Origin of the sequence: Bacillus sp. YKCMOAS1, from assembly GCF_030268125.1 — a bacterium.
GTDB lineage: Bacteria > Bacillota > Bacilli > Bacillales > Bacillaceae > Bacillus > Bacillus safensis.
The window spans coordinates 217,804-243,797 of record NZ_BSEI01000004.1; the positions used below are offsets into that span (position 1 = coordinate 217,804).

Here is a 25,994-nt window from a genome sequence, read left to right on the forward strand (position 1 = left end):
ATGGTATAAAACAAATGTTCGTGATACACTAGAAGGAGTGAAAGAGGAAAACAAGGACGGATGAAAATATGAACAAACTAATCAAAGAAAAACTGTCAGTCCTGCCGGATCAACCAGGCTGTTACTTAATGAAAGATAGACAAAATACGATCATTTACGTGGGAAAGGCAAAAGTGTTAAAAAACAGGGTGCGCTCTTATTTCACTGGATCACATGACGCCAAAACGCAGCGGCTTGTCAGTGAAATTGAAGACTTTGAATACATTGTCACCTCTTCTAATATCGAAGCGCTCATTTTAGAGCTGAATTTAATCAAAAAATATGACCCAAAATACAATGTCATGCTCAAGGATGACAAGACGTATCCATTTATAAAAATTACGAATGAACGCCACCCTAAGCTGATCGTCACCCGCAATGTAAAAAAGGACAAAGGGAAATATTTCGGTCCATACCCAAACGTACAAGCAGCACGAGAAACGAAAAAGCTGCTCGACCGCTTATATCCACTGAGAAAATGCGCCACCCTTCCTGACCGTGTCTGCCTTTATTATCATCTTGGGCAATGTCTTGCACCATGTGTGTATGACATTTCCGAGGAAACGAATAAGCAGCTCGTGGACGAAATCACAAGGTTTCTAAACGGAGGACATCAGCAAATCAAAAAAGAACTGACCGAAAAGATGCAGGAAGCTGCTGAAAATTTAGAGTTTGAACGGGCAAAAGAACTGAGAGACCAAATCGCTTATATCGACTCAACGATGGAAAAACAGAAAATGACGATGAGTGATTTATCAGATCGAGATGTCTTCGCCTATGCCTATGATAAAGGCTGGATGTGTGTCCAAGTTTTCTTCATCAGACAGGGGAAATTGATTGAACGTGATGTCAGCCTGTTTCCTATGTATCAGGACCCTGAAGAGGAGTTCCTCACGTTTATGGGGCAATTTTATGAAAAGAACAACCATTTTCTGCCGAAGGAAATTTTGGTACCGGACAGTGTCGATCAAGAGATGATTGAGCAATTACTTGAGACAAACGTTCACCAGCCGAAAAAAGGAAAGAAAAAGGATCTGCTTTTACTTGCGCATCAAAATGCCAAAATCGCCTTAAAAGAAAAGTTTTCGCTCATTGAGCGTGATGAAGAGCGGACAATTGGTGCGGTGAAGCAGCTTGGGGATGCGCTTAATATTTATATGCCGTACAGAATTGAGGCGTTTGATAACTCCAATATTCAAGGAGCAGACCCGGTTTCTGCCATGGTTGTCTTTCAGGACGGGAAGCCATATAAAAAGGAATACCGAAAATACAAAATTAAAACCGTCTCAGGACCAGATGATTATGCATCCATGCGTGAAGTCATTAGAAGACGATATACCCGCGTGTTAAAGGATGAACTGCCGCTGCCAGATTTAATTTTAATTGACGGAGGAAAAGGACAGATTAACGCAGCCATCGATGTGCTTGAAAATGAATTGAACCTGTCTGTTCCAGTGGCAGGACTTGTAAAAGATGAAAAACACCGGACATCCAATCTCATGATGGGAGATACACTTGAAATTGTTGCGCTGGAGCGAAATAGCCAGGCTTTTTACTTGTTGCAGCGCATTCAAGATGAAGTGCACCGGTTCGCCATTAGCTTTCACAGGCAGCTGCGTGGGAAAAATGCATTTCAGTCTATTTTGGACGATGTGCCAGGTATCGGAGAAAAACGTAAAAAGCAGCTCCTCAAACATTTTGGCTCTGTGAAAAAGATGAAAGAAGCCTCTATCCAAGACTTTCAGGAGGCGGGCATTCCAAAACAGACGGCTGAACTTTTAATGGAAGCATTAAAAAAATAGATTGTACTTTTTCCAAAAGTCTGTTAAGATGTGACTAATTTAATAAATGAACGTGTTGTTTGTTGAAGATAGAGGTGCGAACTTCAAGAGTAAGCCTTCGGAGATCGATGGGATCTAAGAAGAGGGCTGAAAGGGGAGCGTCGCCGAAGTGAATAAAATCCACTCATTTTATTCGCTGGCTGTACATTGAAGAAATGTAGGGCTGTCAAGAATTCATTTCTTGGAGGGCTATCTCATTGTTTGCATCGTTTAATGATGATTTTAAAGCAATGGGAGATTTGTTCTCTCATTGCTTTTTTATTTGCAGTGAGCGGACAGTCTCCAAAGCAGCCTCTTCTCTCACACGTGAACTTTTGGAAAAAGGATGGTAGACATGGGACTAATTGTACAAAAATTTGGCGGAACTTCCGTTGGGTCAGCAGAAAAAATTCGCAATGCCGCAGAGAGAGTGATCGCTGAACGCGAGGCAGGACATGATGTGGTTGTGGTTGTATCAGCGATGGGTAAATCAACAGATGTTCTAGTAGACCTAGCGAAAGAACTTACAGACGATCCAAGCAAAAGAGAAATGGATATGCTGCTCGCAACTGGTGAACAGGTGACCATTTCATTATTAGCGATGGCGCTCCAAGCAAGAGGCTATGATGCCATTTCCTTTACAGGCTGGCAGGCTGGTATGAAAACAGAGCATGTACACGGAAATGCAAGAATCGTGGACATTGATGAAGCAAGAATAAAAGAGGAATTAAGTGCGGGGAAAGTCGTTGTTGTGGCAGGCTTCCAAGGAATTGCAGATGACTTACATATCACAACACTTGGACGCGGAGGATCAGATACGACTGCTGTGGCACTGGCTGCCGCCCTAAAAGCTGATAAATGTGATATTTACACAGATGTACCAGGTGTGTTTACGACAGATCCGCGTTATGTACCATCTGCGCGGAAACTTGCAGGTATTTCATACGATGAGATGCTTGAGCTGGCTAATTTAGGAGCTGGGGTCCTGCATCCAAGAGCTGTTGAATTTGCGAAAAATTATCAAGTCCCGTTAGAAGTCCGTTCTAGTATTGAAAATGAATCGGGTACGTTAATTGAGGAGGAATCATCCATGGAACAAAATTTAGTCGTCAGAGGCATTGCGTTTGAAGATCAGATTACACGTGTGACAGTGTGCGGGCTTTCAAGCGGTCTAACAACATTATCGACCATTTTTACGACGCTTGCGAAACAGAATATCAATGTTGATATCATCATTCAGTCTGTCACAAGCACCAATCAGACGTCGATCTCTTTCTCTGTGAAAACGGATGATTTGTCCAAAACAGTTGAAGTATTAGAAGAATATAAAGGGGCGCTTGGCTACGAGCAGATTGAGACAGAAAGCAAATTAGCGAAAGTATCCATCGTGGGATCTGGAATGGTCTCTAACCCAGGCGTAGCCGCTGAAATGTTCGCTGTGTTAGCGCAAAAAGATATTCAAGTGAAAATGGTCAGTACGTCTGAAATCAAAGTCTCAACAGTGGTCGGCCGTGATGATATGGTCAAAGCAGTTGAAGCGCTGCATGATGCGTTTGATTTATCAAAGGTGAGCGCAGCTGCTCACTCTTAAAAAGGTAAAGAGGTGACCTCATGAAAGAGGAGCGCCTCTTTTTTCTATATGGAATCGGCTGAAACGGACGTAAACCCATTCATTAAGTATGCTATGATAGATGTAGACAGATAAAAAAGGCGTGACCTGAAGTCCGCGCCTTTTACCAAGAGGATTAGCTAGGGTCTCTTAAATCCCATTTAACGGTTAAAATGACTTTCTCAGCACGCTTTTTCACTTGTTCATAGGATTCAGCTACGTGCTCATTAAGAAGCTGAATTTGTTCAGCAATAAAACCGGCTTCCATCTGAAAGCATGGCTCCTTTTGATAGGTGAGTCGATTGGATACTAGTGGACCTTCGAGCTCAAACTCAATTTCCTGTTTTTTCGAATGGACCATTGTGAGAGTCCCCCATCCGGCATCATGGAAAAATTCGGGGATCTTTTCCCATGACTCTTGAGGAAATTTACGAGCAAGCAGTTTACCCGCAAAATACATCATAGATGAATGGTCCTGACCAAGAATATCTGGCAGCAGAACTTCGCGTATCAGCTCGTAGGCAAATCCATTGACTTCAATTTCTTTTAGCTGTTCTAAGTTAGATTCGAATTTATTCATTGTACGGCTCCCCTCTTTCAACAATTTATTATAGCTTATGTGGGCATATGATGACAGAGTTTTCCCTGAAGTCTAAGAAATTCTTATTGTAATAAAACGAATTTTGATTTAAAACTTTTAAATTTCGGAAAATTTTAATTTATGTACGCGGTTTCTTGACGCTTTTTTGACATAGGAGTAAAATGAAATTGTCAATAAATTTGAATAAAGTGCTTACAATTGAAAGAAGCGGGGGTAAGACAATTTTCAAGCAATTGCACTTTTTTTACTAGGGGGTAAAGTAATGTCGGGGAACAAAGAATTTTTTTATCGGAGATTGCATTCTTTGCTTGGCGTCATTCCGGTCGGTCTATTTTTAGTACAGCACTTAGTGATTAACCACTTTGCGACGGATGGACCAGAAGCGTTTAACAAAGCTGCACACTTTATGGAACAGCTTCCTTTCAGATATGCACTTGAGCTGTTCGTGATTTTCTTACCACTGATCTATCATGCTGTTTATGGGGTGTACATAGCCTTTACGGCACAAAACAACACGTCTCGCTTCAGTTACTTAAGAAACTGGTTGTTCAGACTGCAAAGGGTTTCAGGTATCATCACATTGATTTTTATCACTTGGCACGTATGGGAAACACGCATTCAAGCTCAACTTGGAGCTGAAGTCAACTACGACATGATGGCGAATATTTTAAGCTCTCCATTTATGCTAGGTTTCTATATTGTCGGCGTTTTATCTACTATTTTCCACTTTGCTAATGGCTTGTGGTCATTTGCTGTCAGCTGGGGAATTACGGTTTCACCACGCTCACAAAGAATCTCCACATTTGTGACATTAGGTATATTTATAGCGCTTTCATATGTAGGGCTAAGAGCAATTTTCGCTTTTGTTTAAGAGGAAATAGATTAGTAGAAGAGGGAGAGGGGCTACAATGAGTAATTCTAGCATCATCGTTGTCGGAGGCGGCTTAGCTGGTCTCATGGCAACTATTAAAGCAGCAGAAGCGGGAACAGCTGTTCAACTATTTTCAATCGTACCTGTGAAACGTTCGCATTCTGTATGTGCACAGGGCGGAATCAATGGAGCGGTCAATACAAAAGGTGAAGGGGATTCACCTTATGAGCATTTTGATGACACGGTATACGGCGGAGATTTCTTAGCCAACCAGCCGCCAGTAAAGGCAATGTGTGAAGCAGCGCCGTCCATTATCCACTTACTTGATCGTATGGGTGTTATGTTTAATAGAACACCAGAGGGATTATTGGACTTCCGCCGCTTCGGGGGAACACAGCACCACCGTACAGCGTTTGCTGGAGCTACAACAGGCCAGCAGCTATTATACGCACTGGATGAGCAGGTTCGCCGCTATGAAGTAGCAGGACTTGTCACAAAATATGAAGGCTGGGAATTCCTTGGCGCTGTTTTAGATGACGAGGAAGTATGCCGCGGGATTGTCGCACAGAACTTAACGACAATGGAAATTCAATCCTTCCGTTCAGATGCGGTTATCATGGCAACAGGCGGCCCTGGAATCGTGTTCGGTAAATCAACGAACTCCATGATTAACACTGGGTCTGCTGCATCTATCGTTTATCAGCAAGGTGCGCATTATGCAAATGGAGAATTCATTCAAATTCACCCGACAGCGATTCCAGGAGATGACAAGCTTCGTCTCATGAGTGAATCGGCTCGTGGTGAAGGCGGACGAGTTTGGACATATAAAGACGGGAAGCCTTGGTACTTCCTTGAAGAAAAATACCCAGCATACGGGAACCTTGTACCGCGTGACATCGCAACGCGTGAAATCTTTGACGTATGTGTCGAGCAAAAGCTTGGCATCAACGGAGAGAACATGGTATATCTCGATCTTTCTCATAAAGATCCAAAAGAGCTTGATATTAAGCTTGGCGGAATCATTGAAATCTATGAAAAATTCATGGGTGATGACCCGCGTAAGCTGCCGATGAAAATCTTCCCAGCTGTTCATTACTCAATGGGCGGATTATGGGTCGATTATGATCAAATGACGAATATCAAAGGTCTGTTCGCTGCCGGAGAATGTGATTACTCGATGCACGGCGGAAACAGGCTTGGTGCAAACTCACTTCTTTCTGCGATTTACGGCGGAATGGTCGCTGGACCAAATGCGGTGAAGTACATTAGCGGTCTTGAGAAGTCTGCGGAAGACCTTTCTTCTGCAACATTTGACAGTGCCGTGAAGAAAGAGCAGGAGAAATGGGACAACATCCTCAGCATGGATGGTACAGAAAATGCGTACGTGCTTCATAAAGAGCTTGGAGAATGGATGACGGATAACGTTACAGTGGTTCGTTACAATGACAAACTCTTAAAAACAGATCAGAAGATCGAAGAACTAATGGAGCGCTACAAGAAGATCAACATCAACGATACCGCATCATGGAGCAACCAAGGCGCTGCCTTCACGCGTCAGCTTGACAACATGCTTCAGCTGGCAAGAGTCATTACGATCGGGGCATATAACCGGAATGAAAGCCGAGGCGCACACTATAAACCGGAATTCCCAGAAAGAAACGATGAAGAATTCCTTAAAACAACGATGGCTACGTTCAAAGGGAAAAATCAAAAGCCTGCATTCCACTATGAGGACGTCGATGTATCGTTAATTGCACCTCGTAAACGAGATTACTCGAAGAAAAAGGTGGAGAAATAAGATGAGTGAAAAAAACACAATTCATTTCATAATCACACGTCAAGATACAGCAGATGGAAAGTCTTATGATGAGGAATTCGAAATCCCTTACCGTCCGAATATGAACGTCATTTCTGCACTCATGGAAATTAGACGTAACCCGGTCAATAAACAAGGTGAAAAAACAACGGCGATCAACTGGGATATGAACTGTCTTGAAGAGGTGTGCGGAGCTTGCTCTATGGTCATTAATGGAAAACCGCGCCAGTCATGTACAGCCCTGATTGATAAGTTAGATCAGCCGATCCGTCTTCAGCCGATGAAGACATTCCCGGTCGTGAGAGACTTGCAGGTTGATAGAAGCCGTATGTTCAACTCCTTGAAAAAAGTAAAAGCATGGGTGCCAATCGATGGCACATATGATCTTGGACCTGGACCAAGAATGCCTGAGAAAAAACGTCAATGGGCGTATGAGCTTTCTAAATGTATGACATGTGGTGTCTGCCTTGAAGCTTGTCCAAACGTGAATGATAAGTCTTCCTTTATGGGCCCTGCACCGCTTTCACAAGTTCGTCTATTTAACGCACATCCGACAGGTGCGATGAATAAGTCTGACCGTCTAGAAGAAATTATGGGAGACGGCGGTCTTGCGAACTGCGGGAACTCTCAAAACTGTGTGCAGGCGTGTCCGAAAGGAATCCCGCTGACAACATCAATTGCAGCACTTAACCGAGATACAACATTACAAGCTTTCCGTAACTTCTTCGGAAGCGATCACGCAGAATAACAGCACATTCAGTCCTCTTTGCCAATCATGATGAGTGTTTACAAGAGGCTGGGTGGAACACAGAATAAACGCCTCTTCCAATATGGGAGAGGCGTTTATTGATGAATAAGGAGATGATAAAGTGAGACTTCCGTCATATATTGAGGAACCGTTTGAAGAGTGGAGGGCATCCTTTCGATTTTATGTCGAAACGACTGTCCGTTTTTCAGAAACGGATATGTTCGGCCATATGAACAATGTCACCCCATTTGTGTATTTTGAAGAAGCACGGATTGCCTTTTTTCAAAAAACAGGAATTGTGGATAAACGAATGAAACGTGTGAAAGAGACGATTACAGTCGTGGCAAACCTGCAATGTGATTACATCAAACAGGTGGAGATAGGGGAGCGGCTTCGTGTGTATGTAAAGCCGGAAAAAGTTGGGTCAAGCTCACTTATTCTTCATTATTTAGGAGAAAACGAGCAGCAGGAACCATGCTTTACAGGCTCAGTCACGATGGTCCAAATTAATAAAGAAACAGGCGCGCCTGTCCCATTTACAGAGGAAGAAAAAGAGACATTTCAAGCTCAGCGAAATGGGTAGTATGCAGCCTCATCAACGTGTAAGCTTCATTTTGTTATAATAAAAAGACCATATCAAGAAGAAACAAAAGGAGAACACATGAAGATTTTTCAATATGACACCATTGATAGTACAAATAATGAAGCGAAAAGGCTCATTCAGCAAGGAGAAAAACCTTCATTTGCTGTCTATGCACATCAGCAGACAGCAGGAAGAGGCAGGCTGGGCAGGCCGTGGGAAACGCCTGCAGGAAATGTCGCTGTGACCATGACAGTTTTACCGCCAGAAGAACTCTCCACCCAGTCAACGATTGCTCCGCTGACGGCACTAGCGATCTACGATGTACTTAAACCTCTCATAAGGGCTGAGGATCAGCTGGCGATTAAATGGCCAAACGATATTCTCATCAATGAAGCAAAGGTATCAGGCACATTGATTGAAGCGGACCGTACAGCCATTTATATTGGTGTTGGCATCAATGTGAAGACAAAGCCGGAGCATGTTCCGTACAAAACCATTTGCCTATCAGAGCTTACAGAGGTGAATGCCGATCAGCTTGTGAAGGGACTTGCAGCTGCTTTTGAAAAATATTATACACGCTGGAAGAATGAAGGGTTTGAAGCACTCACTGCCCTCTACAACAAACGGTTATATCGTCTTCATAAACCGCTGCGGATTTCGTTAGACCGTGAAAAACAAACATGGGAAGAGGGTATTTGCTGCGGGGTCAACCACAACGGTCATCTCCAGCTAAAAGATGAGAAAGGGCAGATAAAAGCTCATTCTGCCGGAGATATAGATGCACCGCTACAGCATTAAAAAAAGCAGACGAGAGCATCGTCTGCTTTAAGCTTCTCTTTTAATCTGAGGCTGAATCACATAGTCTTGTTTTGTGAAGACAACTCCGTCTAGAATTTCTCTTGCGGTTCGAATAACTTTGACTCTGTTTTCAGAGATGTCAATTTCAGTTTGCATAATACCAGCAGGATGCCCAATTCGAAGGGTGTCATCTTTTCCTTGAAACAGCTGAGAAGGAAGCGTTTCATCTAAGAAACAGCTGGCTGTCACGCAGACAGAGCCGGTAATGGCAAGTGCTTGGTGCGGTCGTTGCATCGATAGCATACGAACGATGATGTCCATATCTTCTGCTCGTCTCAAGATTCCATTTGTATCTACATAATCAGTAGGCTCACTAATGAGCGCAAGCTTTGGAACAGCTGGAGACTGTAATGTGGCCATTTCTTTTGGTGCAAAATGACACATTTCAGCAGCAAGGGAACGAATTTCTTCTAAATTATCCAGTAATTCGTCTGTAAACTCTTCAGGCAATTCAGTTCCTTTTAATTGAATATCTTTCGCGCGAATAAAGGCAATTGGATTTGCAATGTCAACGATCGAGATTGGAATCTCCCCAAACTTTGTTTGAATCGTATCAATTTTGTTTCCAGTCGGAAAGGTTTTACCTGTGACAGCGCCTTCAGGTTTCTCAAAGGATAAATAAATGGGAGAACCAGTTCCTTTTACGCCTGGAATTTCTGCCTGTCCTTCAAATTTTACTTCTCCATTTTCGACCTCGACCTCTGCCGTAATGACTTTATTTGTATTGGTATTGAGGATACGTACAGTCGTAATGGGCTCAACCGCTTGAACAAGTCCTTTAATGATCGCATACGGCCCAACGGCTGATGAGATGTTCCCGCAGTTTCCTTTAAAGTCGACATATCTCTCATTAATGCTGACTTGTGCAAATGTATAGTTCACATCCACATCCGGGCGTGTGGCTTTATCGATGATCGCCACTTTGCTTGTTAAAGAATTACCGCCGCCGATTCCATCGACCTGCAGCCGATCAGGGCTGCCCATAATGTCTAATAGAAATGCTTCGAGCTCATCGTGTTCATATGGTGCATTGTTCGCGTGAATGAATACCCCTTTGCTTGTACCGCCTCGCATGATTGTGATTGGAACTTTTCTCATTACTCTCACCCTCAATTTTTAATAAACTGTTTATCTAACCAAAATGGTAAAGTATAATAAGAAATAAGTTAAATACATTATTTTAAGAGAAATCAATAAAATTATTTTATAATTAGTAAAAAAGGAGGACAAACAATGGATGAAAAAGATTGGCGGTTTTTAAAGGTACTTTATGAAGAAAAGAACATCACAAAAGCGGCAGAAAAATTATTTGTCTCTCAGCCTGCCTTAAGCTATCGTTTGAAACAGCTTGAAGAGGAGTTTGATATGAAGCTTTTCTTTAAAAGAAAACGAGGAATTGAATTTACATCAGAGGGCGAATACTTGGCTAAATATGCAAATGACATGCTCAAACAGCTGCAGCAAACAAAAGATGGCATGCTCAATATGCAAAAAAAGGTCAAAGGGACGATCCGGTTAGGGGTCTCAAGTAACTTTGCCCAGTATAAACTGCCAGAAATATTAAAAGAATTTTCTAAGCAGTATCCACATGTTCAATTTATGGTCAACACAGGCTGGAGCACAAAGGTAATGGATTTATTAGGAACATCAAGTGTGCATTTAGGGATTTTAAGAGGCGATTATGACTGGAATGGAGAGCGTTTTTTGCTCGATAAAGAGCGTCTTTGCATCATTTCAAAATCAGAAATCCAGCTAAAGGATCTCCCGAATCTGCCGCTCATTGACTATCATACAGACAGTTCATTGAAACGGCTGATTAACAGATGGTGGCAGGAAACATTCACAATGCCTCCGCTTGTCACGATGGAGACAGACCGTCAGGATACATCAAAAGAGATGGTGAAGCATGGTTTAGGCTATGCCATTGTCCCAGAAATTTGCCTCAGACCAAGTGATGAGTTATTTGTAAAAGGTCTTTCGTATAAAGATGGACAGCCTGTTTTAAGAGATACATGGCTCATGTACCAGCCAGACTCACTTCATTTGTCTGTTGTGAAAGCGTTCATTGAGTTTTTAAGAAATCAGCAAGGTTGATTATAAAAGAAATTTATTGAATATACGAAAAAATCGATATTTTCATTATAAAAAAAGCTATTATATCCTTGAAATAGAAAGCGCTAACATATAGATCGCAAGTGCAAGGGGGCGCTTGCAGATCATGTAAAGAAGAGGATGGAGGGATATAAAGTGCTAGCTATTTTAGGGATCTTGATGGTCTTGACATTTACATTTCTCATTATGACTAAACGTATGCATCCGGTGGTGGCTCTAACCGTTGTACCTATCATATTTGCATTGATCGGTGGCTTTAACAAAGGATTAGGGGACATGATGCTTGATGGACTGAAAACTGTTGCACCATCAGCTGCTTTATTGTTATTTGCGATTTTATTCTTCGGTGTCATGCTGGATGCTGGATTGTTTGATCCTCTGATTAAACTCATTCTACGTATTGTAAAAGGTGATCCTGTCAAAATTGCTTTTGGGGTAGCGATTTTGTCTATGCTTGTTGCTTTAGATGGTGATGGAACAACAACGTATATGATTACCGTATCAGCTATGCTGCCACTTTTCTTAAGAATTGGGATGAACCCATTAATTTTAGGAACAATTTCATTATTATCATTAGGAATTATGAGCGGAATGACGCCATGGGGCGGCCCAGCTACTCGTGCCATCGCGGCGCTTGGATTAGATGCAGGCGAATTTTTCATTCCATTACTCCCAACGATGGTTGGAGGCGGTCTTTTTATACTTTTTACTGCTTATATTCTTGGGAAAAAAGAAAGAAAACGAATTGGGATTGCAGAAATTCAGTACAAAGAAGAGCCGTCCATTTCTCCTGAATTGGCTGCGTCAATTGAGGATGGAGTAGCCGATATCAAAAGGCCGAATCTGATTTGGATTAACTTCTTCCTTACAATTGCTGTCATGGTCACACTAGTCATGGATATCATCCCAATTCCTGTACTTTTCTTAATTGGATTTGTCATCGCTCTCATGATTAACTATCCAAAGGTTGAAGATCAGCGTGAGCGAATTTTATCTCATGCAGGAAACGCATTAACGGTTATCACACTTGTATTTGCAGCAGGAATTTTCACAGGGATCTTCTCAGGAACAAAGATGGTTGAGGCCATTGCCCATTTGGTCATTTACATGATTCCAGATTCCTACAGCTCATTTTTCCCGCTAATTGTGGCTTTGACGAGTATGCCATTTACATTTATTCTTTCAAATGATGCTTACTATTTCGGGGTGCTGCCAATCTTGGCTGAAGCCGGCGCAGCTTACGGGATTGATCCGGTGGAGATTGCACGTGCTTCTATCATAGGACAGCCTGTCCACTTACTGAGCCCACTTGTGGCTTCAACGCTGCTGCTTGTTGGTATGCTGAACAAAGATATTGGTGATTTGCAAAAATACGCACTCCTATGGACCGTGTTAACTGCCCTTTTTACAACACTTATTGCATTGTTAACAGGCGCCATTACAATCTTTTAAATACCACGCAAAAAAGGACGATGTCTCGGTGAGGAGACTCGTCCTTTTTTGCGTGGCTGAAAGCGCAGTAAATTGGACGCTGATATGCGGGATTTCTTGATTTTAACGTCACCTACCTCAGGTACCCGGCATATGATATCTCGACTATACAGAATCCCATTCTATAGAGACTAGAGCTCTCACCTTAGCAAGGAGGGTTACAATACTTGAAGGAGAAAGAGTTTCAATCCAAGCCGCTATTAACCAAAAGAGAAAGAGAAGTATTCGAATTGCTCGTCCAAGATAAAACAACAAAAGAAATTGCAAGCGAGCTTTTTATTAGCGAAAAGACTGTTCGAAATCATATTTCGAATGCCATGCAAAAGCTAGGAGTTAAAGGCCGCTCACAGGCCGTAGTCGAGCTTCTGCGTATGGGTGAGCTAGAGCTCTAAAGTCAGCCGGTTTTCCTTCCATATCGGGAAGGAACCGGTTATTTCTATATGGTTTCCATGAGTCTCTTCTTGCATTTTCTTTGAAAAACGAGGAAAATAGACATGTACGTTTTAATCAAAGTGAGATGCTATAGTGAGGTATCAATAAAATGGAAACGAATGAGTCTGGCCATGTTGCAGAGATTGAAAAATCATTGCGCCACATTGCTGCAATTATTAAGCAAAAAGGCAGAGAAATCCTGAATCAATATACGATTACACCTCCACAATTCATCGGGCTTCAGTGGCTTTATGAATTCGGAGATATGACAATAGGTGAGCTGTCACAAAAGATGTATTTGGCTTGCAGCACAACCACTGATTTAATTGATAGAATGGAAAAAAGTGAACTTGTCGAACGGGTGAAAGATCCATCTGATCGCCGCGTGGTTCGCATTCATTTATTGCCTGAAGGCGAGAGGATCATTCAAGAAGTGATTGCTAAACGCCAAGAATACGTCAGTGAACTTCTAGGGGCTTTCTCAGAAGAAGAAGCCATCGTTTTCAACCAATCCTTAACGAAACTACAGCAGCAAATGAAAAGAAAATGAGGCGATTTTGTTGGATCAACCAATCGGCGTCATTGATTCCGGCGTCGGCGGTTTAACCGTTGCAAAGGAAATCATGAGACAACTGCCAAAAGAAAACATCATTTATGTAGGTGATACAAAACGATGTCCATATGGCCCTCGTAAAGAAGAAGAGGTTCTTCAATATACATGGGAAATGGCGCACTACTTATTAAAACATCACCATATTAAAATGCTCGTCATTGCGTGCAACACAGCAACGGCGATTGCACTGGACGAAATCAAAGCAACGCTTGATATTCCGGTCATTGGTGTCATTCAGCCCGGCGCCCGTACAGCGATCAAGGTGACAAACAACCAGCACATTGGCGTTATTGGCACAGTCAATACGATCAAAAGCGAGGCATACAAAGAAGCGCTGCTGTCACTAAAAGCAGGTCTAACGGTTCAAAGCCTGGCGTGTCCACTCCTTGTCCCATTTGTGGAAAGCGGTACTTTTTTAGATCAGACAGCAGAGGCAGTGGTGAAAGACTCCCTTGAACCAATGAAAGAAACAGGGATTGATACACTTATTCTGGGCTGCACACACTATCCGATTTTAAAAGAGCCGATTCAGCGCTTTATGGGCAGTGAAGTAAACATCATTTCATCAGGGGATGAGACAGCGAGAGAAGCGAGTACGATTCTTTCATATAAAGGGCTGTTAAATACCTCTAAAGAAGCACCTGTCCATACATTTTACACAACAGGACAGCAGCAAAATTTCCAAAACATCGCTCGTGACTGGTTTGGCTACCTGCCAGGAAAGGTCGAAACCGTGTCACTTGAACACATCTATCAGCAATAACCCCTTCTACTTGAAGCGGGTTATTTTTTTATGAAAAGGGTCTAATCCTCGGGGGGAGCTCGTATACATAGTAGTACAAACTACTAGAGGAGGGTGAAGTATGCTGAAAAAAGGATCTACAGCAGCTGTTACGTGTATCGCGTCAGCCATGCTTTTGTCAGGATGCGGATTGTTTCAAACAGACCAAGCGAAAACAGAGATTGATCCACCACAAAACGTCACATATGTGAAAGAAAATAAAGAAGATAAACAAACATCCAAAGAAGGAAAAGAAGAGAAGCAGGCAGATACAGTCATGAGAGAATTATATTTAATTGATAAAAACGGGTATGTCGTATCTCAATCCATTCCGCTGCCGAAAAATGAAGGAAGTGCCAAACAAACCCTTGAATATCTCGTGGACGGGGGACCTATTTCTAACTTAATGCCGAATGGATTCAGAGCAGTGTTGCCTGCGGACACGAGCGTATCTGTCGATATTAAAGATGGAACGGCGATTGTGGATTTTTCAAATGAATTTAAAAACTATAAAAAAGAAGACGAACAGCGAATCCTGCAATCTGTTACTTGGACGTTAACACAGTTTGATTCCATAGCCAAAGTCAAATTGAAGATGAATGGACATGAACTAAAAGAAATGCCTGTGAACGGTACACCTATCTCAGATGATTTAAGCAGAGAAGACGGGATTAATATCCAGCACGAGGCTGCCGCTGATATGACTTCAACAAAGCCTGTTACTGTCTACTATTTAGCTGAATCTGATGAACAGACATACTACGTTCCGGTCACCACAAGAGCACCAAAAGACGAGGATGATCCGATTATAGCAGCAATTGATGAGCTCGTTTCCGGACCAAGCAAAAAAAGCCATCTTCTTACAGACTTTGATCAAGATGTGAAGCTGAATGATGTACCAAAAGTAAAAGATGGACATGTGACACTTGATTTCAACGAATCTATTTTTGGTAGTGCAGATGAAAAGAAAAAGGTGATTTCACAAAAAGTTCTTAATAGCATTGTGCTCACATTAACCGAGCTGCCGGACGTCAAAAGCGTATCTGTTAAGGTCAATGGCAAGGCTGAGCTTGTGAACGAAAAAGGAGCAGAGCTCACAAAGCCGGTTTCACGACCAGAACAAGTGAATACAGGTAGTTTTTAACGTCACACATTGATATAATGGAGAAAAAGAGGCATGCATATTCGCTGCCTCTTTTTTATTCCGAGCGGTTAGAACAAGCCGAGGTTGTCAAAGTTAGTAGGAGAACCCCGCTGGCATACGCGCGGAATGTATATCGTAACGGAGGTAAAACATGAGATTAGATGAAAGACAATATGACGAATTGAGAAAAATTGAAATAGAGGCAGGCTACATCACGCACCCAGAAGGCTCTGTCTTAATCTCAGCGGGAAATACGAAGGTGATTTGTAACGCATCGATCGAAGACCGCGTACCTCCTTTTTTAAGAGGAGAAGGAAAAGGCTGGATTACAGCAGAATATAGCATGCTTCCAAGAGCAACTGCACAAAGAACGATAAGAGAATCATCTAAAGGAAAAGTCACAGGACGTACGATGGAGATTCAGCGTTTAATTGGACGAGCACTCCGCGCAGTCGTTGACTTAGAAAAGCTTGGCGAACGCACGATTTGGATTGATTGTGATGTCATTCAAGCAGACGGTGGTACACGCACAGCGTCCATCACAGGTGCTTTTGTTGCCATGACACTCGCGATTCAAAAGCTACGAGCTGAAGGGGTCATCAAAGAAAACCCGATTACTGATTATTTAGCGGCGATATCCGTCGGAATTGATTCTCAGCAAGGTCTTCTGTTAGATTTAAACTATGAAGAAGATTCTTCTGCTGAAGTAGATATGAATGTCATCATGACAGGCGCTGGCCGTTTTGTTGAACTTCAAGGCACAGGTGAAGAAGCGACATTCTCAAGAGAACAGCTAAACGGACTGCTTGATTTAGCCGAAAAGGGCATCAAAGAATTAATCGAAAAGCAAAAAGCAGTAACAGGAGAAGTCATCGAATAAAGAGAAGGGTTTGATCAGGATGAAAACAGCCATCATTGCAACGCACAATGCGGGCAAAGCGAAAGAATTCAAAGCCATTCTTGAGCCAAAAGGATTCACGGTCAAAACACTAGCAGACATTGGCTTTACTGAAGAGATTGAAGAAACAGGACAAACCTTCGAAGAAAATGCCATCATCAAAGCGGAGGCCATTCAAGCCAAAGCAGGTGAAATGGTCATTGCAGACGATTCCGGTCTGTCGATTGATTATCTAGGCGGGAAACCTGGCGTGTATTCAGCGAGATACGCAGGTGAGCATAAAGATGATGCGGAGAATGTGGAAAAAGTGCTGAGCGAACTTCAAGGCATTGAAAAAGAAGACCGCACAGCCAGATTCAGATGTGCCCTTGCTGTCAGCATACCGGGAAAAGAAACAAAAACGGTAGAAGGATCAGTAGAAGGCTTCATTGCAGAAAAACCAATCGGCGAAAATGGCTTCGGATACGACCCAATTTTCATCGTCAAAGACAAAGACCAGACGATGGCCGAGTTATCACCAGAGGAGAAAAACAAGATCAGCCATCGAGCGGTCGCGCTTCAAAAGCTTTCATCACTGCTAGACGCAAATGAATAAGGGGGAATGAAGCCATGAAGATACTCATTATTAGTGACAGTCATGGACTCACAGACGAACTTCAAACCATTGCCAAACGGCATGAGGCTGAAGTCGACATGATGATCCACTGCGGAGATTCAGAACTCGAAACGAACCACCCAGCACTCGAAGGATACAAAGTCGTCAAAGGAAATTGTGACTTTATGGGCGATTTTGAAGAAGAGCTCCTGCTCCCACTTGATGGAGGCGGAAAACTATTTCTCACTCACGGACATCTGCATGGCATCAAACAATCCTTACTTCAAGTCTACTACCGTGCAGAAGAGCTAGGCGCAGACATTATCTGCTTTGGTCACTCGCACATCCCGGGCAGTGAACTACTAAGAGGAAAACTCCTCATTAACCCTGGCAGCGTACACTTGCCAAGAGTGCGAAAAGAGCGCAGCTATGCTATACTGACACTAGATGGAAGCGAAGCAAACGTACAGTTTTTCACGGACGAAGGTCAGGTCATACAAGACCTCGAAAACACTGTCACATTGGAAGGTATTTCATAAGGGTGCAGCATTTGCCCCTTATGAAAAAACTTTCGAAAAACCGTTGACTTTAAAGAACAATAGTAATATAATAAATCTTGTCGCTGAGGTAATACACCACAGCACACTACATAACAACATGTCCCAGTAGCTCAGCAGGATAGAGCAACGGCCTTCTAAGCCGTCGGTCGGGAGTTCGAATCTCTCCTGGGACGTTAATAAATCGGGTGCTAAAGCCCGTCAAATCAACCTCTTATATCGTTTAGTGAAACGGTCAGTATAACGGTTATTTAAGGAATTATACCGTATATCACCCTGTATTACTAACGATAGGGGTTTTTTTTATGACCTAAAAAGATACGACTATTTGAGGAATTATCTGTTTCTTGCTCTACCGTTCAATACCAAATATTGATTAATCAGCTGTATTAAGTGACTTTATCATGATTTCAAATGTAACTTGACGTCATTACAAGGCAGATGAAAGTTAGCGGTAATAGAAACAAGCGTACCATAAGAGATTACGCACTTCATGTATAGTATTTTCAAAGCGTAACGAATATTCAGCATAGAGTGGATATTCGAGTCAGTTTTTTGAATAAAAAGAAGTGTAGATTATGTGGTGTTACGGAAGGACGTTTCCTTGAAGTGAGTCATAATTTTTTAGAACCGTGAAATCATTCTAATAATCAAGAGTACTTAGATGTGATTTTAATTTTATAAAGAATTATGAATATTACGATTAATGAAAGCATTAAGTGACAAGAGTCTCATATGTTATATAAAATAAAGGTGTTTTATTCACATTGATAGTAGGTATATGTTGGGATTAGAATTGACATTAGGGCAGTTGTTGAGGTGTTTTTAAACTTAAAAACTGAGGTGGGAAAAATGCAGGAAGTAATTTGTTTAAATTGTTTTAATGTAGACGAACAAATGGAAGCATTAAATATAGAAGTTGATGATTTAAATGAATCTCCTCCTATTTATATTGTTGGATATGCAGAAGAAGGCGAATATTATTGTACAAAGTGTGAGGAAGAATTGTTACCAACGGAATGCTATGTAATTGATGAAGGTTCAAAGGAAGTACTAATGAGAATAGTTGCGGAAAAGGCCGGTGAAATTCTATCTGAGAAAATTGAATACTGCTCTTACTGTTCTGAAGGCCAAGAAATAGAATACACTTCTTATAAGTATGAGAAAGAGGAGCTTAACTTTTTACATATAGGAGAGCATGTATATGACTTCTTGAGTGAAAATGGTGTGTTTGAAGAGTATTTTGATCTAATTTTAGATAACATAATATGTCCAAACTGCAACTATGGGACAGGCTACGATCCAAAAAATGATCCTGATAATGGAAGTTTCGAATCTCTTGATAAAATATATACAAGAGAAGAAATTAATTCCTTTTGGGGATTTGATGAGGACTCTTTTTCAGAAATTGCCAAGAAATATGAAATTAATATCGAGTCTTCAAAATTAAAGGAATTTGAGGATTATCTATTTGAAAAACCTCTTTTGGCTTATAAACATGAAATTGGAAAAAAAATATATCGAACATTAGAGAATATTTACTCGCAAGAAGATTATTTTATATTAGAACGTGGTTTGGAGTTATTTAGAGGTCGAAATAGGGGGAAAGATAAAAAGAAACATAGTCAAGAGACAATGTGGAATCCGCCTAAAGGAGACACTTCACATGGCAGATATAATCCAGTAGGTATTTCCGTATTATATTGCACAAATGATATGAAGGGGATTCCTTATGAAATTGAACCGAAAAAGAACGAAGTTACAGATGTAGCTACTTTTAATAATTGTAGGAAATTATATTTATTAGATATTGATAGAATATTTACAGGATTTGAAGGCTTTTTATCAGCAGAAAACCAAGAAAGTACAAATGTTAGGAAAGGTTATCTAATTACTAACTTTATTGCAATTTGCTGTATTGAGATTGGATTCGATGGGATTAAGTATGAAGGTGCTAGTGACTTGGGTTATTATAACTTTGCTTTTTTTAACCCGAATGATTTTACATTTAATGTAAAAGGAGAAATCGATAGTATTAATTTTAAATCAAATTATGATATTTCTTAGATATTCGTTATAAAATACTTGTGGAGAAGTAATAGGTATAAACCTTTTCATTTTATTAATAATAGGTAGCGTATAAAATACGAAGCATTCTAACCATACTCCTTCTAAGTTGTGGATCGGGAGTTCGAATCTCTCCTGAGGCGTATTTGCCCGTTATTGATGCGTATAGTGTCCGTTGAATCAAACGATGGCATAGACGTATTAGTAGCGGGTTTTTCGTGTACGTAAGTCATACGTTTAGGCGAAAGGAGTCCTTGGCTAAGTTATCAGTCTCACGGCTAACGCAAGAAACAACATCGATCCAACAAACTTAATTTTTGAAAATGGAAAGAACAAAAGAAGCCCAGAAGTGAAGGTGATCGGTTATTTGCTAAACAGTTAGGCCATATCGAGATCACGAGCAGTCTATCGTTGCCTGTGATCCTTTTGTTTCAGAAGGTGACCAATCTTTTACGAGGAAGGTTGCTCAAGGGAAATATCCTATTCTACTTGTAATTAAGCAGTTAGAAAGTAGAGACGAACGCGTAGCCTATGCGAGGACAATGATTTCTACTATCTTTGCGAGGAATTTGCAGAAGTGCTTGAGCAAAACTACAAGCACACATGGAACTGGCTCGTCACCCGTTTTCATGACAAGGTGGACATTGCTATGTTTACAACAGGCTTCGGCGACGGGATGTATCCAAGCTTTTGGGGGCTAGATGGAAGCGAAGAACCCGCTTGCCTTGTGACGGATTTTTTTATAATGAACTGATGAGAAACCCATGCAACTTTTTTATTGTTCTCTGATTATAGAGTATTAGCAGCAAAAAATAGTGAAAAGGATAAAGTGTTGGCCGACTTGCAATAAGAAACCGTTTTTTTGGATAAATGTTGATGGATATTCGAAAAAATATTCTTCTTATTGATAAAAAGTTAAAAGCACTAAAGAATGATATGAAGTTTGTTGATCAAATGCCAATGTCATTAACTTTGTCAGTTGTGAAATAGGACTACCTAATTTTTGTATAATAGAGTATAATAAATATATAAATTTTATAATTTTAAATTATTCGAGGGAAGTTAACAGTGCTTTCCGATTTAAGAGAAATAATCGAGGAAATGTATATCATCGCCGAAACACTAACAAAATTTGTTCTGACTACTGAAAATATTAAGGAATCATATGGGACGCTATCAGAGAAAAACGAAGTATCTGACCATTGCTGAGTGGAAGGTCGATGTGGGGGTTGGATTGATTTTGTCTTCATTGGGGCAAAAGCAGAAAAGAAAATGCTTCCTGAGTCATTAGATACACAAAAAAGTTTATGCAGGCATCCAAATTAACTGGGTGTCTTTTTATAGTAAAGATTTAAGCTGTTTATTGAATTGCTGTAAGGTTGATAATAGTGCCTCCACTTAAATATTTACCGAATTTTCCAAATAAGATATATTAAATAATTAGGACAATAATTTTAGGAGTGAATATATTGAAAGTAATAACAAGAGGTGCTCATGCACATGAATACAGTGAATTCTTTCAAAGAAGCATGAGGCCGATATTATCTAAAAAAAAACCACCTCGTAAGATATATCATTACACAGATATATATGGTTTTAAGGGAATTCTAGAAAATAACTCATTTTGGATTTCTCATATTGATTTTTTAAATGACAAGACAGAAATTAAGTATACATTTAATTTAAGCCAAGAAATTTTGCTTTCTTTATGTAAAGAGGAAGGTTTAAATGAGATTAGAACTAAAATGATTATGAATATATATGAATTATTAATCGATATGTATTTTGTTCAGAATAAAAAGAATTACTACTCTCTTTCATTTTGTATTAATCCAGATTCAAATTTACTATGGTCAAATTATTCACAAAATGATGGATATTGTATTATGTTTGATTATGAAAACTTAGTCAAGAGTTTCAAAGATACTAATACTTATTTGCTGGCTTCTTATGTAAATTATGATATTGATGATCAAAAAACTATTTTGAAATCATTATTAAAAAAAGTACTCAATATTTTAAAGAATGATGAAGTGACGGATGAAGTGTCGAATACCTTAATACATTTATCTTCTGCTTTAGAGCTAATACATATGGTTTCTATTTTTTTTAAAGATGAGTGCTTTGCTCAAGAAGAAGAGTTTAGAATTGCTTTGCATACAGTTGGAAATGATGAAACTTACCAATGTAGAATATCTAGTGGAACTTTTATTCCTTATATTGAAAGGAAATTCCATAAAGATGTAGTTTCTGGTGTTACTATTGGACCAAAGAACAATATGGATATTAATTTAGAGGGGCTTCGTAAATTTCTCGAATTAAAAGAAATTGATATTTCCCCTGATGAGATCAAGAAATCACGAATTCCATATCGATTTTAATAGTACTAATTTATTTTGCTATAAATAAGTTTTGAATCCTATCTTAAGTATAGGTTCACTTTTTGAGCAGTGACCACTTATTTGAGAATGATTTGTTTGAAAGGGAAAATGTCAAGCGCATTCGATATGACTAAAAGCCCGTAGTTGGCCATAATTATAGAAATGGATTATTGGTAGTCTATTTGGAGAACAATATATATGGATATTACATAAGATTTAGGGATATATACGTTTAGTTATTATGAAATTAATTTTAAACAGATTCACATGAAATAGATAATGAGTAATAAATATATTGAAACATAAAGAAGAGCACGGCTACTTAAATTTAATCGCTCTTCTTTTTTGTTAAATGGATTGCGAATGTTAAAAGTCGATACAGCCTTTCTTAATTCAATTCAAGGTGCCACCAATTCAACTTTCATTCTATCAGGATCTTCAAAATAAACAGCGTAATGTTTATCGCCGCCTGCGAAGGGGTGTGTATGGGCATAAAGAATTTTAACCCCCATGCTTTTAAACTTTTCAGTCATATCATCTACTTGCTGCCGGGAACTGGCATGAAAAGCCAGGTGGTTTAGACCTGTCCTGCGTCTATGATAGGGTATGTCCATAAATCGTTCCTCCGTTTGTACGAAAACGATATAAGTTTCTCCCAATTTCCAACTTCGACCGCTTTCCCAGGTTTGATACGGCTCGTAGCCTAACTCCTCTAAAAACCACCCCCAAAAAATAATCGAATTCTTTAAATTCGAAACATTTAGTTCAATATGATGGATAAGTCCTTTTGACAATAGATGAGCCCTCCATTTAGAAGATTAATTATTATATGATTTAATGTAACTTAATTCAGATGAATAAGGAACTCTATTTCATTGTTTAGCAGTTAATGAATAAATCTAAAGAAGAATATGCTGCTTATCAACAGCTTTCAGCAATTTTAAGGCAAATTTAAGCTCGGATTTCATTTCAAATGTATTAAATCTTTGTTACAATAAGACAGCTTTGCTCAAAAGAGACATTCCAAGGTTCGACATTTTTTTAGCAATTCTTAAAAATTTTATGGTTTGATATGAAACTCTTTTGATGATCCATGCGTCTCTATAAGTGTCAAAAGAAAAGAGGTTATCAATATGCTATTCAAAAAGCTATCAGAAAATAAGTCTGTAAAATGGATAGGATATACAAGCTTTTACTTACTTATTTTGCTATTATTGTTCTTTATTTACGGATTCCACACAGCAAATACGGGATCATTCATTTACAACGATTTTTAATTGGAGATTAAACTATGAAACTATTACACACGATTCATGAATACCAGCAAACGAAACCAACACAGCCAGCATTTGTTTCTCAACAGGCGTCGATCACATATGATGAGCTTTGGCATTTATCAGACCAAATGGCTGGTGCGATCGATGCAGTCGCAGCTGGCAGTGAACCTGTCATTGTCTACGGTCATATGGAGCCAGAGATGCTGATTTCTTTCTTAGGCAGTGTGAAATCAGGCAGACCTTATATTCCGGTCGACATCTCGATACCTGTCGAGCGCATCGTCTCAATCATTGAAAGCTCAAAAGCCAGTCTATTGATATGTGCAAATGAGCAGAATGTATTAGATGTAGAAGAGCACATTGAAGTGAAGAGTGCGGCATCGCTTTTAGCACTTGAAAAAGAAGCACCGCCAGCCACGCAGTGGGTTCAACAAGATGATGTTTTCTACATTATTTATACGTCTGGCAGTACCGGAAAACCGAAAGGCGTTCAGGTAACAGCCAATAATTTAGAAAGCTTTACAGAGTGGATGTGCCGCGACTTCCCAATTGGTGAGGGACGCACATTCTTAAATCAAGCACCATTTTCTTTTGACTTATCAGTGATGGATCTCTATCCAGCGCTTCAATCAGGCGGCACGCTTTACTGTTTAGTAAAAGATCTTGTCAATAAGCCAAAGGATATGTTTGCAGCACTTGGTCAATCTGACGTTGAAGTGTGGACATCAACACCATCCTTTGTGCAAATGTGCTTAATGGACCCTTCCTTTACAGGAGAGCTTTTACCAGAGCTGAAAGTTTTCTTGTTCTGCGGTGAGGCGCTTCCTGTAGCTGTAGCAAGTGCACTTCTGGAGCGTTTTCCAAAGGCGCAGGTCTTTAATACGTATGGTCCAACTGAAGCAACTGTTGCGATCACATCGATTGAAGTCACGCAGGAGATTCTTGATCAGCACGATTCTTTACCAGTCGGCTATGCCAAACCTGATACAGATATCGTCATTTTAGATGAAGAAGGCAAGACACTTTCTGATGGTGAGAAAGGCGAAATTGTCATCGTGGGGCCAAGCGTTACGAGAGGCTACTTAGGTGAACAAGCCTTAACGGATAAAGTGTTCTTTGAATACGAAGGACGCCCTGCTTACCGCACAGGTGACGCAGGTGTGGCGCAGGATGGATTAATTACGTGCCACGGTCGTCTCGACTATCAAATTAAGCTTCATGGATACCGGATGGAGCTTGAAGAAATTGAATATCATGTAAGCGAGACAACCTATGTCAATGCTTGTGTGATTGTGCCATTCCAGCCAAACGGTCATGTCGAGTACTTGATTGCAGCGATTGTTCCAGCAGCTCATTCATTTGAAAAAGAGTATCAGCTGACAAGTGCGATTAAGAAAGAAATGGCGGATTCACTGCCAGCGTACATGATTCCAAGAAAGTTTGTCTATCTGGAGCAGCTGTACATGACGCCAAACGGGAAGGTTGACCGTAAGAGAATTGCGAAAGAGGTTCTTCTATGATTCCGTTTAGTTCATTCTTTTTCTTCATTCTAATTGGTATTCTTCTTTTGCCGACAATCATTCTTGGTCTTCGCGGCAAAAGAATGCAGGGCTACAACATGTTTGCAACGGTTGTGGCACTCGCGCTTATTTTCTCAAAGGATGCACATGGCGCACTGCTGCTCTTCTTGTTCACGGTGTGGCAAGTCTTAATCATTCGCCTGTACCTTGCATACCGGTTAAAGGCGAATCAGGCATCCGTTTTCTATGCAGCAGTGGTGGCATCAATTTTGCCGCTTGTGCTGTCAAAGGTATTACCGTTCTTTTTAACTCATCACCCGCACCAGCCGCCGCCAATTAACTGGCTGAGCTTTTTGGGGATCTCGTACTTAACATTTAAAGGTGTTCAGTTAATTATCGAGACAAGAGACGGCTTGATTAAGAAGAAAATTCCGATTCATCGTTTGGTCTATTTCATTGTCTTTTTCCCGACGATTTCATCAGGTCCGATTGACCGTTACCGCCGATTTGAAAAAGATATGGATACACCGCCTGAAAAGGAAGCATACAGTGATCTTCTGTATTCCGGTATTCATAAAATTTTCATTGGCTTCTTATATAAGTTCATTATTGGTTATCTGATTCACACGTATATTCTGATGAATATTCATCACATTAGCAGCAGTCACTTTGTTCAGCAGTTAACGTATATGTATGCTTACAGCATGTATTTGTTCTTTGACTTTGCTGGATATACAGCATTTGCTGTAGGTGTGAGTTATATTATGGGCATTAAATCGCCAGAGAACTTTAATAAACCGTTTATCAGCCGCAATATTAAAGACTTCTGGAATCGCTGGCACATGTCCCTGTCCTTCTGGTTCAGAGACTACGTGTTTATGAGATTTGTGTTCTTTATGACCAAAAAGAAGTGGATCAAGAACCGTATGGCTGTATCAAATATCGGGTACTTTGTCCTCTTTCTATTGATGGGTGCTTGGCATGGTCTTGCCCTTCAATATATTATTTACGGACTATATCATGCAGTTGTTATGTCCGGTTACAATTTATTTGAGAAATGGAATAAAAAGCACAAGTGGTGGCCGGATAATAAGGTCACAATGGTTGTGTCTATCATTATTACATTCCATGTGATTTGTTTCGGATTTTATATTTTTTCAGGAAAACCATTTCATCATTAA

Annotated in this window: 24 protein-coding genes, 1 tRNA gene, 2 pseudogenes and 1 riboswitch; of the genes and pseudogenes, 24 read left to right on the plus strand and 3 right to left on the minus strand. The window is 40.4% G+C overall.

What is annotated here, in order from left to right; translation table 11 throughout:
- The first annotated feature begins 68 nt into the window (after window positions 1–68).
- Window positions 69–1,841, plus strand: coding sequence for an excinuclease ABC subunit UvrC (uvrC, locus tag QSJ46_RS13700; protein ID WP_024423216.1), 1,773 nt, complete (start codon window positions 69–71; stop codon window positions 1,839–1,841).
- A gap of 61 nt (window positions 1,842–1,902) precedes the next feature.
- Window positions 1,903–2,080, plus strand: a riboswitch (Lysine riboswitch).
- Between the two features lie 134 nt (window positions 2,081–2,214).
- Window positions 2,215–3,450 (plus strand): aspartate kinase, encoded by a 1,236-nt coding sequence (locus QSJ46_RS13705; protein ID WP_212043769.1) that lies wholly within the window; start codon window positions 2,215–2,217, stop codon window positions 3,448–3,450.
- Window positions 3,451–3,604: 154 nt separating this feature from the next.
- Here the strand turns inward: QSJ46_RS13705 and QSJ46_RS13710 are convergent, their stop codons facing one another.
- Window positions 3,605–4,048: a YslB family protein gene (locus QSJ46_RS13710; RefSeq protein WP_024423214.1), complete on the minus strand. Its 444-nt coding sequence runs from the start codon at window positions 4,046–4,048 to the stop codon at window positions 3,605–3,607.
- Window positions 4,049–4,331: 283 nt separating this feature from the next.
- Between QSJ46_RS13710 and QSJ46_RS13715 the strand changes: the two genes are divergently transcribed.
- From QSJ46_RS13715 to QSJ46_RS13735, 5 genes are all read left to right on the plus strand, one after another.
- Window positions 4,332–4,940, plus strand: a complete 609-nt coding sequence (locus QSJ46_RS13715; protein ID WP_039180486.1) for a succinate dehydrogenase cytochrome b558 subunit — start codon at window positions 4,332–4,334, stop codon at window positions 4,938–4,940.
- A 37-nt stretch (window positions 4,941–4,977) separates the two neighbouring features.
- On the plus strand, window positions 4,978–6,738 hold the full coding sequence (gene sdhA, locus QSJ46_RS13720; RefSeq protein WP_039180483.1) for a succinate dehydrogenase flavoprotein subunit: 1,761 nt from the start codon (window positions 4,978–4,980) through the stop codon (window positions 6,736–6,738).
- A gap of 1 nt (window position 6,739) precedes the next feature.
- Window positions 6,740–7,504 carry a succinate dehydrogenase iron-sulfur subunit gene (gene sdhB / locus QSJ46_RS13725; RefSeq protein ID WP_047202633.1) on the plus strand — a complete coding sequence of 255 codons (765 nt, stop codon included), beginning with the start codon at window positions 6,740–6,742 and terminating at the stop codon, window positions 7,502–7,504.
- Window positions 7,505–7,625: 121 nt separating this feature from the next.
- Complete coding sequence (locus tag QSJ46_RS13730) at window positions 7,626–8,087, plus strand: acyl-CoA thioesterase (RefSeq protein WP_039180479.1); 462 nt, start codon at window positions 7,626–7,628, stop codon at window positions 8,085–8,087.
- A 78-nt stretch (window positions 8,088–8,165) separates the two neighbouring features.
- Window positions 8,166–8,885, plus strand: a complete 720-nt coding sequence (locus QSJ46_RS13735; RefSeq protein WP_285604855.1) for a biotin--[acetyl-CoA-carboxylase] ligase — start codon at window positions 8,166–8,168, stop codon at window positions 8,883–8,885.
- 27 nt (window positions 8,886–8,912) lie between these two features.
- Here QSJ46_RS13735 and QSJ46_RS13740 read toward each other — a convergent pair whose 3' ends face one another.
- Window positions 8,913–10,043 carry a 2-methylaconitate cis-trans isomerase PrpF family protein gene (locus tag QSJ46_RS13740; RefSeq protein ID WP_285604856.1) on the minus strand — a complete coding sequence of 377 codons (1,131 nt, stop codon included), beginning with the start codon at window positions 10,041–10,043 and terminating at the stop codon, window positions 8,913–8,915.
- A 135-nt stretch (window positions 10,044–10,178) separates the two neighbouring features.
- Here QSJ46_RS13740 and QSJ46_RS13745 point away from each other — a divergent pair, with 135 nt between their 5' ends.
- The 14 genes and pseudogenes from QSJ46_RS13745 to QSJ46_RS13800 all read left to right on the plus strand — a co-directional run bounded on the left by QSJ46_RS13745 (window position 10,179) and on the right by QSJ46_RS13800 (window position 22,016).
- Window positions 10,179–11,039 carry a LysR family transcriptional regulator gene (locus QSJ46_RS13745; RefSeq protein ID WP_024423208.1) on the plus strand — a complete coding sequence of 287 codons (861 nt, stop codon included), beginning with the start codon at window positions 10,179–10,181 and terminating at the stop codon, window positions 11,037–11,039.
- A gap of 153 nt (window positions 11,040–11,192) precedes the next feature.
- Window positions 11,193–12,509 (plus strand): CitMHS family transporter, encoded by a 1,317-nt coding sequence (locus QSJ46_RS13750; RefSeq protein WP_107163497.1) that lies wholly within the window; start codon window positions 11,193–11,195, stop codon window positions 12,507–12,509.
- 206 nt (window positions 12,510–12,715) lie between these two features.
- Window positions 12,716–12,940 carry a spore germination transcription factor GerE gene (gerE, locus tag QSJ46_RS13755; RefSeq protein ID WP_003184172.1) on the plus strand — a complete coding sequence of 75 codons (225 nt, stop codon included), beginning with the start codon at window positions 12,716–12,718 and terminating at the stop codon, window positions 12,938–12,940.
- 149 nt (window positions 12,941–13,089) lie between these two features.
- The gene (locus QSJ46_RS13760; RefSeq protein ID WP_024423206.1) at window positions 13,090–13,530 is read left to right on the plus strand and encodes a MarR family winged helix-turn-helix transcriptional regulator; all 441 of its coding nucleotides are present in this window, start codon (window positions 13,090–13,092) and stop codon (window positions 13,528–13,530) included.
- Window positions 13,531–13,537: 7 nt separating this feature from the next.
- A complete protein-coding gene (gene racE, locus QSJ46_RS13765) occupies window positions 13,538–14,356 on the plus strand; it encodes a glutamate racemase (protein ID WP_099663515.1) in 819 nt (272 codons plus the stop codon).
- Between the two features lie 100 nt (window positions 14,357–14,456).
- Window positions 14,457–15,518, plus strand: coding sequence for a GerMN domain-containing protein (locus QSJ46_RS13770; protein WP_047202630.1), 1,062 nt, complete (start codon window positions 14,457–14,459; stop codon window positions 15,516–15,518).
- 151 nt (window positions 15,519–15,669) lie between these two features.
- Complete coding sequence (rph, locus tag QSJ46_RS13775; RefSeq protein WP_024427165.1) at window positions 15,670–16,398, plus strand: ribonuclease PH; 729 nt, start codon at window positions 15,670–15,672, stop codon at window positions 16,396–16,398.
- A gap of 10 nt (window positions 16,399–16,408) precedes the next feature.
- Complete coding sequence (locus QSJ46_RS13780; RefSeq protein ID WP_162860205.1) at window positions 16,409–17,011, plus strand: XTP/dITP diphosphatase; 603 nt, start codon at window positions 16,409–16,411, stop codon at window positions 17,009–17,011.
- A 14-nt stretch (window positions 17,012–17,025) separates the two neighbouring features.
- Window positions 17,026–17,550 carry a YfcE family phosphodiesterase gene (locus tag QSJ46_RS13785; protein WP_039180464.1) on the plus strand — a complete coding sequence of 175 codons (525 nt, stop codon included), beginning with the start codon at window positions 17,026–17,028 and terminating at the stop codon, window positions 17,548–17,550.
- Window positions 17,551–17,670: 120 nt separating this feature from the next.
- Window positions 17,671–17,744, plus strand: a tRNA-Arg gene (locus QSJ46_RS13790).
- A gap of 676 nt (window positions 17,745–18,420) precedes the next feature.
- Window positions 18,421–19,635, plus strand: a complete 1,215-nt coding sequence (locus tag QSJ46_RS13795; protein ID WP_285604857.1) for an RES domain-containing protein — start codon at window positions 18,421–18,423, stop codon at window positions 19,633–19,635.
- Window positions 19,636–20,042: 407 nt separating this feature from the next.
- Window positions 20,043–20,176 (plus strand): annotated as a pseudogene (locus QSJ46_RS19600) (DUF4241 domain-containing protein); the annotation flags it as partial.
- 24 nt (window positions 20,177–20,200) lie between these two features.
- Window positions 20,201–20,389 (plus strand): annotated as a pseudogene (locus QSJ46_RS19605) (DUF4241 domain-containing protein); the annotation flags it as partial.
- Window positions 20,390–21,104: 715 nt separating this feature from the next.
- Window positions 21,105–22,016 (plus strand): DUF2971 domain-containing protein, encoded by a 912-nt coding sequence (locus QSJ46_RS13800; RefSeq protein ID WP_285604858.1) that lies wholly within the window; start codon window positions 21,105–21,107, stop codon window positions 22,014–22,016.
- Between the two features lie 398 nt (window positions 22,017–22,414).
- Here the strand turns inward: QSJ46_RS13800 and QSJ46_RS13805 are convergent, their stop codons facing one another.
- Window positions 22,415–22,810 carry a VOC family protein gene (locus tag QSJ46_RS13805; protein ID WP_285604859.1) on the minus strand — a complete coding sequence of 132 codons (396 nt, stop codon included), beginning with the start codon at window positions 22,808–22,810 and terminating at the stop codon, window positions 22,415–22,417.
- A gap of 333 nt (window positions 22,811–23,143) precedes the next feature.
- Between QSJ46_RS13805 and QSJ46_RS13810 the strand changes: the two genes are divergently transcribed.
- Genes QSJ46_RS13810 through dltB form a run of 3 tightly spaced genes read left to right on the plus strand, consistent with a single transcriptional unit; the run spans window position 23,144 to window position 25,994 of the window.
- On the plus strand, window positions 23,144–23,293 hold the full coding sequence (locus QSJ46_RS13810; RefSeq protein WP_024427820.1) for a teichoic acid D-Ala incorporation-associated protein DltX: 150 nt from the start codon (window positions 23,144–23,146) through the stop codon (window positions 23,291–23,293).
- A 14-nt stretch (window positions 23,294–23,307) separates the two neighbouring features.
- Window positions 23,308–24,813, plus strand: coding sequence for a D-alanine--poly(phosphoribitol) ligase subunit DltA (dltA, locus tag QSJ46_RS13815; protein WP_212040087.1), 1,506 nt, complete (start codon window positions 23,308–23,310; stop codon window positions 24,811–24,813).
- Window positions 24,810–25,994 (plus strand): D-alanyl-lipoteichoic acid biosynthesis protein DltB, encoded by a 1,185-nt coding sequence (gene dltB / locus QSJ46_RS13820; protein WP_059375721.1) that lies wholly within the window; start codon window positions 24,810–24,812, stop codon window positions 25,992–25,994. The genes dltA and dltB overlap by 4 nt, the downstream gene beginning before the upstream one ends.

Coding starts and splice junctions, on each gene's coding strand:
- QSJ46_RS13795 (WP_285604857.1), top strand. CDS start 18,421: ATGCAGGAAGTAATTTGTTTAAATTGTTTTAATGTAGACGAACAAATG.
- uvrC (WP_024423216.1), top strand. CDS start 69: ATGAACAAACTAATCAAAGAAAAACTGTCAGTCCTGCCGGATCAACCA.
- QSJ46_RS13735 (WP_285604855.1), top strand. CDS start 8,166: ATGAAGATTTTTCAATATGACACCATTGATAGTACAAATAATGAAGCG.
- QSJ46_RS13785 (WP_039180464.1), top strand. CDS start 17,026: ATGAAGATACTCATTATTAGTGACAGTCATGGACTCACAGACGAACTT.
- QSJ46_RS13740 (WP_285604856.1), bottom strand. CDS start 10,043: ATGAGAAAAGTTCCAATCACAATCATGCGAGGCGGTACAAGCAAAGGG.
- QSJ46_RS13770 (WP_047202630.1), top strand. CDS start 14,457: ATGCTGAAAAAAGGATCTACAGCAGCTGTTACGTGTATCGCGTCAGCC.
- dltB (WP_059375721.1), top strand. CDS start 24,810: ATGATTCCGTTTAGTTCATTCTTTTTCTTCATTCTAATTGGTATTCTT.
- dltA (WP_212040087.1), top strand. CDS start 23,308: ATGAAACTATTACACACGATTCATGAATACCAGCAAACGAAACCAACA.
- QSJ46_RS13745 (WP_024423208.1), top strand. CDS start 10,179: ATGGATGAAAAAGATTGGCGGTTTTTAAAGGTACTTTATGAAGAAAAG.
- QSJ46_RS13705 (WP_212043769.1), top strand. CDS start 2,215: ATGGGACTAATTGTACAAAAATTTGGCGGAACTTCCGTTGGGTCAGCA.
- QSJ46_RS13715 (WP_039180486.1), top strand. CDS start 4,332: ATGTCGGGGAACAAAGAATTTTTTTATCGGAGATTGCATTCTTTGCTT.
- QSJ46_RS13760 (WP_024423206.1), top strand. CDS start 13,090: ATGGAAACGAATGAGTCTGGCCATGTTGCAGAGATTGAAAAATCATTG.
- QSJ46_RS13710 (WP_024423214.1), bottom strand. CDS start 4,048: ATGAATAAATTCGAATCTAACTTAGAACAGCTAAAAGAAATTGAAGTC.
- sdhB (WP_047202633.1), top strand. CDS start 6,740: ATGAGTGAAAAAAACACAATTCATTTCATAATCACACGTCAAGATACA.
- rph (WP_024427165.1), top strand. CDS start 15,670: ATGAGATTAGATGAAAGACAATATGACGAATTGAGAAAAATTGAAATA.
- sdhA (WP_039180483.1), top strand. CDS start 4,978: ATGAGTAATTCTAGCATCATCGTTGTCGGAGGCGGCTTAGCTGGTCTC.